Genomic DNA, 15,371 nt, shown 5'->3' with positions numbered 1-15,371 from the left:
AACTTTGGCTCTTACGTTAAAGCACTACGAAAAGCGTCCACACATTTAACAGAAGAACTCCAAAAAGGGCTATTCCACATACAACAAGAGTAATGGAATATCCTTTTATCAGCATAAATCATAAAAGGAAAATCATCTAAGCGTAATCTTATCTTTTACTGACGGATAAGATTACGCCCAGCATCAATGCGGAGGAAGATAAATAAGAGTAATGTGAAACCCCAAAGAGAAGAACCTCCGTAACTAAAGAATGGTAACGGAATACCGATTACAGGCGTCAGACCAAGTACCATTCCAACGTTTATAAACACGTGGAACAGGAAGATTCCTGCCACACAATAGCCATAGACCCGTCCGAACTTAAAGGGTTGTCGGTCGGCAAGATACATCAGTCGAAGAATAAGACAAAGGAACAACACAAGTACTGAGGCCGAACCAAGGAAGCCTTCCTCCTCTCCTACGGTACAGAAGATAAAGTCGGTGTCTTGCTCAGGCACGAACTTCAACTTTGTCTGCGTCCCATTCAAGAACCCTTTGCCCTGCAGACCGCCAGAGCCAATGGCTATCTCACTCTGATGCACATTATATCCCGCTCCTGCAAGGTCCTCATCCAAGCCTAAAAGTACGTTGATACGTACTCGTTGGTGGGGCTGCATGACATCGTTCAAAACATAGTCTGCTGAATAGAAAAAGGCTATTGAACCTAAAGCAAACAATGCTATATAGAAATAGTTGGCAAAGCGAGTGTTCATCGCATTATAGACTAAATAGCCTATGACACATGCTGATATAATCAACTGAACCCAAACAACATCAAAAGGTATGACAAATTCAGAGAATAATAAGGCAAGGGCTGTAATACCAAAGACGTAGGTTAATAACAAGCGCATACGTCCCTTGTCGCCCACATAAACCCATACCATAACGGATGAGAATACCTGAACAAGCAAGAGGACCACAAACTTTCCTAAAGACGTTGGTGTGTCCCACAACAATATATCCTCATACTTGATTCCAACAACAAAATAAATAATCATTGCCAGTCCCGTAAAGAGAAATGCACCAGACATTCCTTCACGATAAAGCATGAGGAAGAAGGAAAGATAAACCAATGCTGAACCTGTCTCGCGCTGCCCTACAATACATAACATCGGTAGGAAGATGATTCCACAAGCACCTGCGAAATGCTTCCAATTCTTAATTGTAAAGCCGTAAGCAGACATAAACTTGGCAATTGCCAATGCCGTTGCGAACTTAGCAAATTCGGCAGGTTGAAGTCGGAGTGGACCAAGCACAATCCATGAACGTGAACCTTTAATACTATGAGGATTAAAGATTGTGGCAAATAGGAGGAGCACTAATAAACCATAGATTACGTAAGCAAAGGTGTCATAGAAGCGGTCGTCCATCATTAGAAGCACAAAGCCTAAACAGATAGAAGTACCAATCCACACGATTTGCATACCCGAACGAGTTGAAAGTGAGAAGATCTCTGTATCTCCATAAGTATAACTCGCACCGCAGACGCTTACCCACCCGAAAGTGAGTAACGCTATATAGATACCAATCGTCCACCAGTCTAATGAACGAAGAACACCCGGCTGTCTGTCTGCTGTATAATTACTTGGCACGATTTACTTTCTCCTTACTATTTTGTTTCGCCTTGGATTGACCCTTAGACTTATCTTTGGTCTGCTCCTTAGGCTTATCTTTTACTTGCTCTTTAGTTTTATCCTTCGACCGTTCCTTAGGCTTATCTTTTGCCTGTTCTTTGGACTTCACCTTGGTTTGTTCCTTGGGTCTGTCCTTTGGTTGGTCCTTAGGCTTTTCCTTGTCCTTGGACTTCTCTTTACTCTCCTTTCGCGTTTCCTTATTCTTTTCTTTATCTTTTTCCTTCTTATCGTCGCCCTTATCCTTGTCTTTCTTCTCTGTCTTGACCTTCGTATCAGGCTCTACACGGATAGCAGGGTCGTTCTGAGGTTCCTTCTTCTTCTCCTTATCTTCTGCATCCTTCTTTGCCTTTACCTCTTTAAGTTTCTCGGCTACAGCCATGTCCTGCTTTTCTCTGACCTTCTTCAGTGAGTCGCGAATAACATTCACACGTTTTATTGAATCGAGACGAACTGAGTCTGCACGTGAGAGAGGACGCTTAAAGGAATAAGAGATGTGACGGCTCTGAAGAGCTGCAGCACGAGCTTCATCCCCTGGGGTCAGTTTACCGTTGATATACTGCTCTATCATGAGTGAGCCGATAGGCACACCGTAATCAGCACCAAACCCACCATTCTCAACATAAACGGCAATGGCAATCTTCGGAGTATCGACCGGTGCAAAGCCCATAAACACTGAGTGGTCCTTACCACGGTTCTGTGCTGTACCCGTCTTACCAGCTAACGAGTAACCAGGATGGACAGCATGCGCACATGTTCCACCACGAACGGAGGACATCATACCCGCTATTACCTCTTGATAAGCTTTGATGCTTCCCTTTGTACGATGCTTCTCAAGATACTTCTTATCCAGTTTCTTGCCTTGAATATTACGTACAACGTGTGGCGTAATGAAATATCCACGATTGGCAATCGTAGCACCCAAGTTGGCAATCTGTAATGGGGTAAGGTTGACCTCACCTTGTCCAATAGAGATAGAGATTACTGATAATGGGTTCCATTTCTTAAAGGCATTATCATAGAACTTTGCATTAGGAATCATTCCTCGCTTCTCTCCTGGAAGGTCAATACCGAGTTTATAACCAAAGCCCATTGATACCATATAATCGCGCCATACGTTCATCGCATCCTCCAACGTCTTATACTTCCTACGATTGGAGAGCATGTGATAGAGTCCCCAACAATAATAACTGTTACAAGAAGTACTAATGGAAGGTACCAAAGAGATTGGAGAGGCATGAGCGTGACAACCTACATGGAGTCCCTTAAAGTTAAATCCATGATGACAAGGATAACGAGTTGAGTCAGTAACAATCCCTTCTGTGAAATAAGTAACAGCCTGTCCGGTCTTAAACGTTGAACCTGGAGGATACTGACCCATTATCGCACGATTGAGCAGAGGCTTAGCTGGGTCTAAGGTCATCTCACGCTGATACTTACCACGCAGTTTACCTATCATAGCACGAGGGTCGAAAGTAGGTGCTGAGACCATTGCTAAGATCTGTCCCGTCTTAGGTTCAATAGCCACGATAGCACCGAGTTTTCCTTCCATCAAACGTTCGCCAAGGGCTTGAAGATTAGCATCAAGACCAAGCTGAATGTCTCGTCCGGGATGTGGACGCTGATCATACTTACCATTCTGATAGCGACCTTGTATCTGACCATGCGCATCTCGCAGGAGTATCTGTACTCCCTTTACACCACGTAAGTCTTTTTCATACTCACGCTCGATACCCATCTTACCGATATAATCGCCTGCCTGATAGTAGTCGTCATCCTCTATATCACTCTGACTTACCTCAGCAACGTCGCCAAGGACATGGGCTGCAATAGGTTGTTGATACTGTCGAACACTACGTTTCCTTATATAGAAGCCTGGGAAACGATAGAGTTTCTCTTGGAAAGCACTAAAGTCTTTATCACTTAACTGGCTCAAGAAGAGTTGTTGCGTGAAACGTGAGTATCCTGGATTCTTGTTTCTATCCTTGATATTAACCATCCGGTTAATAAAGTCGGCCTTAGTTATGTTCAAAGCCTTGCAAAACTCGAGCGTATCAAGATGGCCCCTCATCTCGTTAGTAACAACCATGATGTCATAAGCTGGCTGATTATAAACCAGCAGCTTACCGTTCCTATCAGTGATAGTACCACGCGATGGGAACTCAATCTTCTTTAGGAAAGCATTAGAATCAGCACTCTTCCGATAGTCGTCACTGGCTATCTGAAGAGCAAAAAGGCGTATGATGTATATCGCCACGATACCTATTGCAACAGCACTAAGCACGAGGCGACGTTTTTCTAAGTCATAATTCTTCATTTCTTATCGCCTCCTAACGTTCTCAACAACAAGAATAAGAATCACAGTGAGCAATGAACTACCTCCAATACACTGTAGCCATTCAAACACATTAAAGAAGCTGAACATCTCTAAAGAGAAGAAGACAACACAGTATATCAAGGTGAGAATGGCCACATACCACGTATATTGCGGTATACTTAACGTATCCATACCTGCTTGGAAGTTCTCACTACTATCACGAGGAATGAACAGCTGCAACACAAAAGGTTGTAAAGCAGCTATTAAAGTCAACGAACTTGCAGCTACACCTGGCGTATTCGAGAAGGTGTCAATCGTTAGTCCCATCACAAAAGCCCATAACAGAATAGCCCACTGAGGATAATTACGAGGGAAAAGAAGAATGAAATAGATATAAAGCAATGGCGTGGCAACAGCAAACAGATGGATGTGATTAAGTACAAACACCTGTGCTACCGTCAAAACAGTAAACCAAAGCAAACGTTTTAGAAAATCTATATTCATTCTTTCGATACGTGTATATAAAGGGGATAATAGTCACACAAAACGAAGAAATTGCTTATAAAGTGGACTTATCCGGCCTTTCTCCAAACTAATACTATTGATAGTCACAGCTTACTGTGCTTTATTTCCTATCTGCTCCTCAATAGGCTTGATAGAATCTTGTGCTGCTTTTATAACTTCTCGTTGGTCTCTTATAGAAGCATCGTCTATTACACAAACATCACGAAGATTACCGAAATCAGTTGAGAGCTGTATCTGCAAGCGATAAGAGAGACCATCCTCCGAATTATAGACATGCTTTACCTTGCCTACTAACACCCCAGCTGGGAAAACGGAAGAATATCCACTCGTCACGACACGATCACCTAACTTAAACTTAGCATGTCGAGGTATATCATCCAAATAGGCTACATCTGATGCGCCACCATTCCAATGAAGATAACCAAAGTAGTCACGTCCCTGAATGGAACAACTGATATTTGACTTTGAATTCAGCACTGGGATAACAACAGCATAATGGATACCTGCCATATAGACAATACCTACAACACCATTACCACAGGCTACACCCATATCCTTCTGTACTCCATCCCATGTTCCCTTATTGATGGTGATAAAGTTATTTGGCTTATCCAGCGAGTTAGCAACAACCTTTGCTTGTATCAAACGGAACTTAGATAGAAAACGATACTGACCTTTATGAAGAAAGGTAGAATCCTTTGTTTTATCATACAGTTGGGCGGACAACGCCTTAACTTGCTGTTCCAATTCGAGGTTACGCTTGGTTAAAGCTTCATTCACCTCACCCATTGTCAGATATGATGTAACCTTCGAACTCCCTTCATAAGCCAAACCAGCAACGTAGTTTGCCGACGTGAACCACACACTGCCCTGATAGTCATTGAATCGGAACAGGAGAACCATACTCAAGACTTCCAGGGCAACGAACAAGAACCAATGCTTGTACTTAGCAAGGAACTCTGTCAGATTGTGCATGAACAGTTATTGTTATCTCATTAAGAACGAGAATCGGTCTACGTTCTTCAATGCAATACCGGCACCCTTAGCCACACTGTGCAATGGGTCTTCGGCTATATGGAATGGAATATTAATCTTATCAGTCAGACGCTTGTCGATACCACGAAGCAAAGCACCACCACCACTGAGATAGATACCATTCTTTACGATATCAGCATAAAGCTCAGGTGGAGTGTTTTCCAATGCTGAAAGTACAGCATTCTCAATTTTTGCTACTGTCTTATCAAGGCAATGAGCAATCTCTTGATAGCATACAGGTACCTCCATAGGAAGAGCTGTTATACGGTTAGGACCATGTACGATGTAATCCTCTGGGGCCTCCTCACCAAGATCCGTCAGCGCTGAACCCACATGAAGCTTGATACGTTCTGCCATACGCTCACTGACCTTTACATTGTGCTGGCGGCTCATATATTCTTGAATATCAGCTGTAAGATCATCACCAGCAACACGGATAGAGTTGTTACATACGATACCTCCTAAAGAAATCACAGCTATCTCCGTACTTCCACCACCGATATCAACAATCATGTTACCCTCTGGTGCCTCTACATCAAGACCCATACCAAGGGCTGCTGCCATTGGTTCGAAGATAAGGTAAACATCACGACCATCAGCGTGTTCTGCTGAGTCACGCACTGCACGAAGTTCTACTTCTGTAGAGCCAGATGGCACTCCTATCACCATACGAAGTGAAGGAGAGAAGAAGCGATTACCAGTGTGAACCATCTTAATAAGTCCACGCATCATCTGCTCACAAGCCGTAAAGTCTGCAATAACACCGTCGCGTAAAGGGCGAATAGTACGAATATTGGGATGTTCCTTCTCGTACATCATCTTTGCATCACCTCCCACAGCAATCATCTTATCTGTGCGACGGTCCAGAGCTACTACTGACGGCTCATCAACAACAATCTTATCATCACTGATAATGATTGTGTTTGCCGTTCCCAGGTCCATAGCTATTTCCTGGATAAATGAAAATAATCCCATTAATATATGTGTATTTTGTAAATTTCTAATTCTTTATCTTATATGCTTATTCCGCTGCAAACCAACGATGAATAGCGGTATCATAATGACTACTAACACCAAAAGCACGCTCTGCAAACATCTTTCGATCTTCTATATCTGTCTGTGCTCCGTTCGTGTTAAGTATCTGAAGCAACACAGGATATTCTGCTTTACTTGGCACAATGACAACATCCTTGAAGTTCTTAGCACCTGCACGTATCAGCGAGATACCACCAATATCAATCTTCTCAATGATATCCTCTGCACTGGCACCACTGGCTACTGTCTGCTCGAAAGGATAGAGGTCTACGATAACAAGGTCGATAAATGGAATATCATACTCCTCCATCTGTTCTTGATCGCCTGCATTATCACGACGAGAGAGGATTCCTCCGAATATCTTTGGGTGGAGTGTCTTTACGCGACCACCAAGAATAGAAGGGTAAGATGTAACCTCTTCAACCTTTTGGCACTCATAGCCTAAGGCCTCAATAAACTCCTGTGTACCGCCAGTACTTAGGAACTTAACGCCTTCTTCGTGTAACGTCTTGAGCAAATCCTCAAGTCCATCTTTGTGAAAGACCGAAATAAGAGCAGTCTTAATTTGTTTTTTACCAGCCATTGTAAAACATTTTATGGATTTGATGTGCAAAGTTACTAATTAAAGGTGACTAAACAATATTTTAAATCAAAAAAAAACAAAAGGTGAGCAACTAATTGATTAAAGTCTAATAAGCTGCCATCTTTTGTTTTATTATGCTTGTTCCCTGAGCGCTGCTGTTTTGTTCTTAACTCCCTACAAAGCTCTCTTTAAGTTTATTCATTACGCTTGATACCGAAAGCATCTAATATACCTTGTATCTCACTACCAAGCCCAAAGACACTATTCACCACTCCGTCCTTAGCACCTCGCACCATGTAGCGTGCACAATCGCCTTCGAGTCTGCCGATACGCTGGCGTTCTGCAACGGTATAGTCATGACGTGCTATCTCACGACGTATCCTACCGAACTTGTTCACAGCCTTACGCCACTTCTTTGCAGTATAATACTGACTGTTATCTCGCAATTCGTATGAAAATTTCTCTAAATCGTTAACAGCTGACTCACGTGTGGCACATGAGCTTACCGAGAGTGTTGCCACAATGAGGGCAAGTCCCATTAGCATTTTCTTCATCTTGTTTCTCATCTTTTATAACCTCTAATTCTACATTAATTTTCCCTATCCTCGGCTTGTATTTATCATACTTCCACTACATGGTAAGTAATGTCTGTTTTTGCCATCATAGGGTTATAGTCATGGCAAAAATAGGAAATAATAATGATTTTAGCAACAAATCGCCACGTTACTTTTCATTCTTTTTCTACTTTTTAACTACCTTTGCCCCATGAATTTCGCAGCGACACTCCTTCAATGGTTCAAAAACAACGGACGAAGCCTGCCTTGGCGGGATACGAATGACGCATACGCTATTTGGCTTAGCGAGGTCATTCTACAACAGACTCGTATCGCTCAAGGTTTGAGTTACTGGCAACATTTTATGGAACAATGGCCTACGGTAAACGAACTGGCTGCTGCTACGGTGGACGAGGTACTAAAGGCTTGGCAGGGATTAGGCTACTACTCCCGTGCACGAAACCTGCATACTGCTGCCCTACAGGTGGTTGAATTAGGTGGATTTCCACAGACTTTCAAGGGATTGAAAGCACTGAAGGGGGTGGGTGATTACACTGCTGCAGCCATTGCTTCTATTGCTTTTGGCGAACCGGTAGCCGTGGTGGATGGCAATGTGTATCGTGTCCTCTCTCGTTATTATGGCATAGAAACTCCTATTGACAGCACCGACGGCAAGAAAGAGTTTCAAACACTGGCTCAATCTCTTTTACCTACAAGCGAACCAGCTGACTACAATGAGGCGATAATGGACTTTGGTGCTATTCAGTGTACACCATCTTCTCCTCATTGCAACACTTGCCCTTTATGTGAAACATGCGTCGCTTTCCGTGAGCAACGTGTTAATGAACTGCCCATAAAAAGCAAGAAGGTGAAACAACGGGAACGCCATCTCACCTATTTATATATTGAATATGGAGACGAGATTGCCATCCATCAACGTGGTGCTGGCGATATTTGGCAGGGATTATGGGAATTTCCACAACCCGAACTGCTTGCTCCTTCCATAGGAGATAGATGGGAAACAGAAGCACAACTACTACGGAAAGGGATGAAGCATGTTCTTACTCATCAAATTCTACTTGCTGATTTCTACCTTTGGCAGCCTAAGGTACGACCACAGCTACCCTCCGACTTCATCTGGATAGACAAGCAAGACCTTGAGAAATATGCCTTACCTCGCCTTATCGAAATTCTCCTGAAGGAAATTCCAACCTAAGCTTCTCTCCCCTTTCATCCTCCCTTCTCGCCTTCTGACTATCATCGCCTTTTCCACGGTCCACTTCTACAAGGCACAGCCTCTTAGCCAGTCTTCCCATGCAATGGCTACCTTCTCGCTCCTTTCCTTTCTCTTCAAAGCCCAGCCCCAACCATTACTTCTTTCCAAAGTCCTCATCAATGCGTAGCTGATGAGCCACCAAGAAGGGGAAGATGCAGACTATCATCACGATTACAAAGAACCAACGATAACCCACAGCCTGTGCTAATGTTCCCGCAAATAGTCCCGGAACCATCATTGACAATGCCATAAAACCCGTACAGAGGGCGTAATGACTGGTTTTGTGTTCACCCTGACTGAAATAAATCATAAAGAGCATATAAGCACTGAACCCAAAGCCATAACCGAAATTCTCGATAAATACGGCTACACTAACAGCTATTACGTTGTCTGGAAGCATATAGGCGAGGTAAACGTAGGCCAAATTAGGCAACGTGATAGCTGCAGTCATCGGCCATATCCAACGCTTCAAACCATCACGACTAATCATCATTCCTCCTATAACACCACCTATCAAGAGGCCTACTGTACCAACTATACCATTCACTGTACCATACTCAATCTCGGAAAGTGCTATCCCTCCCTTTGCCTTCGATGCTTGTAGGAAAAGTTGAGAGATAGGTATAATTAATGCCTCTGGCAAACGAAAGAGTAATAGAAAGCAAATAGTGGTTAGTGCTTGTTCCTTTTTGAAGAAGGAGAGAAAGGTCTGCCCAAAGCTACGTAACAAATGGTAAGCTGATATTTGTTCTCTCTCTGCGTCTTCAGATGGACAAGGGAGTATCAAACGATGATAGAGAGCAAGACCCATAAAGAGTGCCATCAGGCCATAGAACACAAGCGACCACGTCCATTGTATATCAAAGCTCATGTGCAGAAAACCTGCAAGAGCAATCAGTCCGCCCTTACCGACGACCATAGAAATACGATAGAAAGTAGAACGAATACCAACGAAAAAGGCTTGGTCGTGCTGGTTGAGTCCCATCATATAGAACCCATCGGCAACTACATCATGCGTAGCACTACTGAAAGCAAGTAACCAGAAGAAACAGATGGTTCCTTGAAGCCATAAAGACGTATTAACCGTAAAAGCTACTCCGGCAAAGGCTGCTCCCACAAGCGTTTGCATAATGATAATCCACCATCGTTTTGTCTTTATCAAATCAAGGAAGGGACTCCACAAGGGTTTGATGACCCAAGGGAGATAAAGCCATGATGTGTAAAACGTAACTTCGGCATCTGACAGCCCCATCTGCATATAGACTTGAAGTGACAACACCGTTACGGCAATATAAGGCAGGCCCTCTGCGAAATAAAGAGAGGGAATCCATGCCCACGGACTTATCTTTCTTTCTGTTTTCAATGCTTAACGTGTTTTATGTTCTATTATTTTCACTTTTGCTTGAGGTGTGTTCATCTTCTACCGTCTACTATCTGCAAACAGATTAGAGGTTATCCTATCATATCAGCCAAAGGAGACAGATAGGGCTAAGTAGACAAGCCGAACATTATTGAACACTTTGTTTTGTGACTTTTCAAACGTTCACAAAGATACACAAAATTAACGAGAAAAGATAAAATGACATTCACGAAAAAGGATAAGAAAGATAATTTATACATTAGAGTGCAATGATTTTCGCTTTTCTTGAAAGCATCTTTGAGAAATTTAACCTATCTTTGTGAACAGAAGAATGACATCCATCACATTATCACTTATCTTCTCTAACATGCGATTAGATTAGTTCATAATATGTGAACATAGAGACGACTCTAATACACTCTACCCTCTCTATTGGATATAGAGAACCATAGAGTAACACGATAAGGAAGCATGACACTAACAAAGGTCCATCTAAAACTCAAAGTGATATGCTTCCTTCTTCGTTTGCAAAAGAATGAACAGGAATATAGCTAAACTTTACCTGCATTAATAACAGCCCAATCTAAGGGTAGAATCTATCATCTCTAAAGCTATAGAAACACCAATATTATCTGCTTAATTATTTCTTTCTTCTATCGCAAGAATCTATCTTCGACAATTTATTCTCGTGTGAAGAAATATTTATTTTCACGAGAAGAAATATTTATTTTCATGAAGAAAAATATTTTTTTCATGAAAATAATTCGCAACACACTATTCTCTGTTATTGAAAAGAGTAACTAATACTCATCTATAATGGGGATTTAAGATGTTAGAACGACATAGCTAATAACGGATCTTACCAACGACAAGCCTCCTACCCCAGCGTTGTAACATTAAAAAAAAGGGCGATAGTCATTACGACCATCGCCCTTATACCTAATAAATATTACGGATAATTACATTCCTAAAGCCTTCTTTGCGCCCTCATTGTTAGGGTTAACCTTCAGCACCTTATTGAAATACTCGTCTGCAAGAGGCTTATTACCCTTCTTTGAGTAATAGTAACCAAGACCATAGTAAACGTTCTCCAAATAGCTCTTGCTATCTTCGTCGAGCGTTGGCTTTGCCTCTTCGTATGCAGCAACTTTCTGATATATCTCAGCAACCTTATCTGGGTCGTTCATTAACTGAGCTACATTAGCTTGGTTCAACCATACCCAGTCAGAGATTGTTGGGAACTTTGCAACCATCTGCTCATAAACGTCAAGAGCCTTAGCGAGAACCGCATTCTTTGCAGCACGGTCTGTCAAGCCATCTGCCTTTGCAATGTATGTGTTGGCAAGTGTTGCCCAGTCGTTGTTAGTAGCCTTCTTGCTCTTTGAAAGATACTCCTGCTGAACCTCAAGTGCCTTATCATCATTACCCTGTGCAGCATAAATAGCGGCCAAAGTCTTCAATGGCTCTATATTGTTCTTATCAGCTTCAAGTGCCTTGTTGACAGTGCTAATAGCCTCGTCATACTGCTGAGCACCACAGAGAGCCTTTGCATATACATCGTAGTCGTTAGCTACCTTCTTACCAGAACCAGCGAATACAGCCTTTCCATAGTTGATAGCTGAAGCATAATCCTTCAACTCAACAGATGCCATCATTGCTATACGGCTCAAGTATTCACTGTTAGGGAACTTCTGCAAACCCTGCTTTACAACATCCAAAGCTCTCTGGTAGTCTTTTGTAATGTATGCTGCGAAACCATAGTTATAGAAGTTGTCCTCTGACATATTAGCTGGATTAGCCTTAGCATACCACTCCAAAGCTTCCTTGTACTTACCGTCATTCAACATGATTTCAGCTGCAGTTGCCTCAACAGGATAGTCAGGCTTAACTTTACGGAGTTCTTCAAGTTTCTGAACAGCAACCTTTGAATTTACATGACGAAAAACCTTTGCATAACGCTCATAAGCTGTTACGTTCTGTGGATCAACAGTAATTGCGTTCTGATACTGTGTAGCAGCTGCACCCGCATTACCGATAGAGTCCTTAAGAGCAGCAATGTCGCCCAAAAGAACGTATGCTAAGCTACCCTTAAATTTCTTATTATTGATAACATTGTTGGCAATCTCTGTTGCTGCATCGTAGTTATGCTGCAAAAGATAAACATTACCCAACGCAACAATAGCCTCCTCACTCTTCTTAAAGGTCTTTTGATACTCCTTGATGAGGTCCTTGGCTGCCTTTGGATCATTTGGTGCAGCTTCGATAGCTGCTACTATAGGCTTAAGTGCAACAGCATAGTCAACTTCCTGTGCCAGTGCTGGAGTTGACATTGCCAACATCAAAGCTCCAGCTATCAAATATTTCTTTGTCTTCATAATTCTCTCTCTTTAATTTTCAATTTAAGTGAACACATTATTTATTAAGACGCCTACCATGATATAATAGTTTAAAGAAACTATCTATATTTGACTATTATCGAAGATAAGCAAGCTTATTTATCTCTATCTTATAACTACTTACTCTACGTCTATAACTACCTCTAATTTAATAATTCTTGCAAAGACTTACCTGTTAGATAACACGTAATTAATACTTAAGCTACATACTTTGGTGATTTGTACAATACCTCCATCCAACTAAAGGACTCGTAGTTAATTGCTTAAACCACATGTGATGAAAGTTTGTACGGCTTTTCCAACACAACATGATTATCAGTAGTTAAGAATTAGACCATTTGTGAGAGCTGCCTTTACCATACTTCCAACTTAGCAAGATGACCTATACTTAATACTTAAACCACCTGCGATGGCTGCTTGTACGATATACCCAACTTAGCAAGAGAATACGTAATCATTGCTCATCCACTAAGGATGGTAGCCAGCACCAACATCTTCGTCCGTGTCTGGTGACATGATGCTTAACTCTTAAACCACCTGCGATAGCCGCTTGTACGATACGTTCAACTTAGCAAGATGATATGTAATCAAAGCTCAACCACATACGATGGTAACCAGCACCAACATCTTCGTCACTGTCTTGTAACAAGTAGCCAGATGTATAAACCACCTACAATAGTAGTTTGTTCCACATCTCCATCCTATCGGATGGTCCGTTATTAATCATTAAGCCACTACTGTGTCTTTACCTCAACCTCACGGATGTTAATCTCTCCACGATAAGGTAATAGACCTGCCTTGAAGATAATCTTCTGCCCAATAGGGTTCGTTACGAAGTTAGCAAATGCCCATGGAAGTGCCTTGTGAGGGTCAGCAACTATCGCATAGATTGTTCTAACAAACGGATACCTTCCATCCAAGAGATAAGCTTGGTATGGCTGCCAACTGTTACCAGGCTGTGCTACAGTAGCCTGTGAGATACCTACTACGGTAATATCTTTCTTAAATGTAGTGTTTGTTGAGTCTCTGTGGTCATTCAACCAGTTTGAACCAATAACACCTATGGCGTTAGGAGTCTTATGAACATAGTCGACAACCGACTTACTATTACTTGCTGCAACAATGTTCGCACCCTTAATATTCTTTCCACCTAATATCGAATCGACTACATAATGTAATGTTGCTGAAGCCTTATTATCAAAGACAACTTCTATGTTACCTTTGTTATTCTTCGGGTTCAGTTGATTCCACTTAGTAATCTGTCCGCTGAGAATCTTCTTAACATTTGTGACCGTTATACATGAATCTGCATTCGTATTGTTCACAATGAAAGCAATTCCATCATATCCTATCGGGAATACCGCTGGAATAGGACCTTTCTCTCGTAACATGGCATCCTCTCCCTTCGTCAGTGCATGAGAAGTAAAGAAAAGATTAACCTTCTGGTCGAGAATCAGTTGCATACCTTTGTTGTCATCTGTATAGATTGGCAACAAGTGAGTTTGTGGGTAGCGGAACTGATAATTCTGTAACAGTTCCTCTATAATAGGACTAAAACTTTCGTCAGAGGCGAATTGAATCGTCCCTGACGTCGGTGTATCTGTTCTGCCGTCCTTAGCTTTCTTCTGTCCGCAAGCAGACAGAAGGAAGCCGAGGGATAGCATCAATCCTACTGTTATGTAGAATCTGGTTCTTTTCATATAATATTTGCTTTTACTGCAGTTTGAAAGTAATAGGGAGAGTAAACCAAACGTTTGCTGGCTGACCATTGTTCATACCAGGAGACCACTTCGGCATGCTGTTAACAACACGAAGCGCCTCACGGTCGAGTGACTGGTCAACACCACGAACAATCTGTGCCTGACTTACGCTACCATCACGTCCTACAACGAACTTAACGATAACACGACCCTGCACACCATTCTCAGCTGCTACAGCTGGGTACTGGATGTGAGAAGCCAACCAAGCATTTACGTTCGGGAACGAAGGCATAACCTCTGCCACTGTGAAGACCTTATTCTCAACCTCCTGCTTTGGCTCTGGTTTTGGAGCCTCAACAACAGGCTTTTCAATCTTTGGTACAATCTGCTCAGGAGTAGCAACGGTACTACGAGCTGCAGTTTCAGTACGATCTTCCGTACCTTCCTTGTTCTCAACACCGACTGCCTTAGTCTCCTTGTTCATCTTGACCATTGGTGGCATCTCTTCCTTTACATCCTTATCATCTTTGATGACTGGGGCTGTAAACTTAACTGTTGCACGAGTTTCTGGAACAACCTTCTCTGGTTCAACCTTCTTAGGTTCTTCCTTCTTCTGTTGCTTCTTACGCTCAGCCTGATCTTTCTTAGCCTGCTCAAGAGCAGCTAATTCCATCTTAGCAGCATAAGCCGCTTGAGCAGCCAACTCGTCGTTGTGCTTCTTAATCTGATAAGCTAAGTAACCACCACCGAGGAATGCAGCACAAAGCAGAATAGCTAACGCTTTGATGTTACGCTGAGAAACAGTTTTACGAAGCTTGTATGCACCGTACTCCTTGTTCTTGTCGGCGAACACCATGTCGACCCATTTAGGATCGCATAAATCTATTTTTGCCATTGTCTTTCTTTCTTTAATTGTTTAC

12 protein-coding genes are annotated in these 15,371 nt (G+C 42.3%); 1 reads left to right on the top strand and 11 read right to left on the bottom strand.

Annotated elements, in window-relative coordinates; translation table 11 throughout:
• Positions 1-155 precede the first annotated feature (155 nt).
• From rodA to HMPREF0666_RS09975, 7 genes are all read right to left on the bottom strand, one after another.
• Positions 156-1,631, bottom strand: coding sequence for a rod shape-determining protein RodA (gene rodA / locus HMPREF0666_RS10005; protein WP_009012256.1), 1,476 nt, complete (start codon positions 1,629-1,631; stop codon positions 156-158).
• Complete coding sequence (gene mrdA, locus HMPREF0666_RS10000; RefSeq protein WP_009012255.1) at positions 1,621-3,987, bottom strand: penicillin-binding protein 2; 2,367 nt, start codon at positions 3,985-3,987, stop codon at positions 1,621-1,623. The genes rodA and mrdA overlap by 11 nt, the downstream gene beginning before the upstream one ends.
• Positions 3,988-3,990: 3 nt before the next feature.
• The gene (gene mreD / locus HMPREF0666_RS09995) at positions 3,991-4,491 is read right to left on the bottom strand and encodes a rod shape-determining protein MreD (protein WP_009012254.1); all 501 of its coding nucleotides are present in this window, start codon (positions 4,489-4,491) and stop codon (positions 3,991-3,993) included.
• Between the two features lie 111 nt (positions 4,492-4,602).
• A complete protein-coding gene (gene mreC / locus HMPREF0666_RS09990; RefSeq protein ID WP_009012253.1) occupies positions 4,603-5,487 on the bottom strand; it encodes a rod shape-determining protein MreC in 885 nt (294 codons plus the stop codon).
• A gap of 12 nt (positions 5,488-5,499) precedes the next feature.
• Positions 5,500-6,522 carry a rod shape-determining protein gene (locus HMPREF0666_RS09985; RefSeq protein WP_009012252.1) on the bottom strand — a complete coding sequence of 341 codons (1,023 nt, stop codon included), beginning with the start codon at positions 6,520-6,522 and terminating at the stop codon, positions 5,500-5,502.
• Between the two features lie 46 nt (positions 6,523-6,568).
• Positions 6,569-7,165 (bottom strand): hypothetical protein, encoded by a 597-nt coding sequence (locus tag HMPREF0666_RS09980; RefSeq protein WP_009012251.1) that lies wholly within the window; start codon positions 7,163-7,165, stop codon positions 6,569-6,571.
• A gap of 194 nt (positions 7,166-7,359) precedes the next feature.
• A complete protein-coding gene (locus tag HMPREF0666_RS09975; protein WP_009012250.1) occupies positions 7,360-7,719 on the bottom strand; it encodes a hypothetical protein in 360 nt (119 codons plus the stop codon).
• Between the two features lie 211 nt (positions 7,720-7,930).
• On the opposite strand from HMPREF0666_RS09975, the gene mutY reads away from it, so the two are divergent.
• Positions 7,931-8,935, top strand: coding sequence for an A/G-specific adenine glycosylase (gene mutY / locus HMPREF0666_RS09970; RefSeq protein WP_009012249.1), 1,005 nt, complete (start codon positions 7,931-7,933; stop codon positions 8,933-8,935).
• 154 nt (positions 8,936-9,089) lie between these two features.
• Here the strand turns inward: mutY and HMPREF0666_RS09960 are convergent, their stop codons facing one another.
• The 4 genes from HMPREF0666_RS09960 to HMPREF0666_RS09945 all read right to left on the bottom strand — a co-directional run bounded on the left by HMPREF0666_RS09960 (position 9,090) and on the right by HMPREF0666_RS09945 (position 15,346).
• Positions 9,090-10,358 carry an MFS transporter gene (locus HMPREF0666_RS09960; RefSeq protein ID WP_009012248.1) on the bottom strand — a complete coding sequence of 423 codons (1,269 nt, stop codon included), beginning with the start codon at positions 10,356-10,358 and terminating at the stop codon, positions 9,090-9,092.
• A gap of 956 nt (positions 10,359-11,314) precedes the next feature.
• Positions 11,315-12,730, bottom strand: coding sequence for a lipopolysaccharide assembly protein LapB (locus HMPREF0666_RS09955; RefSeq protein ID WP_009012247.1), 1,416 nt, complete (start codon positions 12,728-12,730; stop codon positions 11,315-11,317).
• Between the two features lie 755 nt (positions 12,731-13,485).
• Positions 13,486-14,451, bottom strand: a complete 966-nt coding sequence (locus HMPREF0666_RS09950; protein ID WP_009012246.1) for a PstS family phosphate ABC transporter substrate-binding protein — start codon at positions 14,449-14,451, stop codon at positions 13,486-13,488.
• 13 nt (positions 14,452-14,464) lie between these two features.
• The gene (locus HMPREF0666_RS09945) at positions 14,465-15,346 is read right to left on the bottom strand and encodes an energy transducer TonB (RefSeq protein WP_009012245.1); all 882 of its coding nucleotides are present in this window, start codon (positions 15,344-15,346) and stop codon (positions 14,465-14,467) included.
• Positions 15,347-15,371: the final 25 nt, after the last annotated feature.

It is taken from the genome of Prevotella sp. C561, from assembly GCF_000224595.1.
GTDB classification, from domain to species: Bacteria; Bacteroidota; Bacteroidia; order Bacteroidales; family Bacteroidaceae; genus Prevotella; species Prevotella jejuni.
The sequence above is the reverse complement of the archived record's forward strand: the minus strand, read 5'-3'. Positions and strand labels throughout refer to the sequence as shown.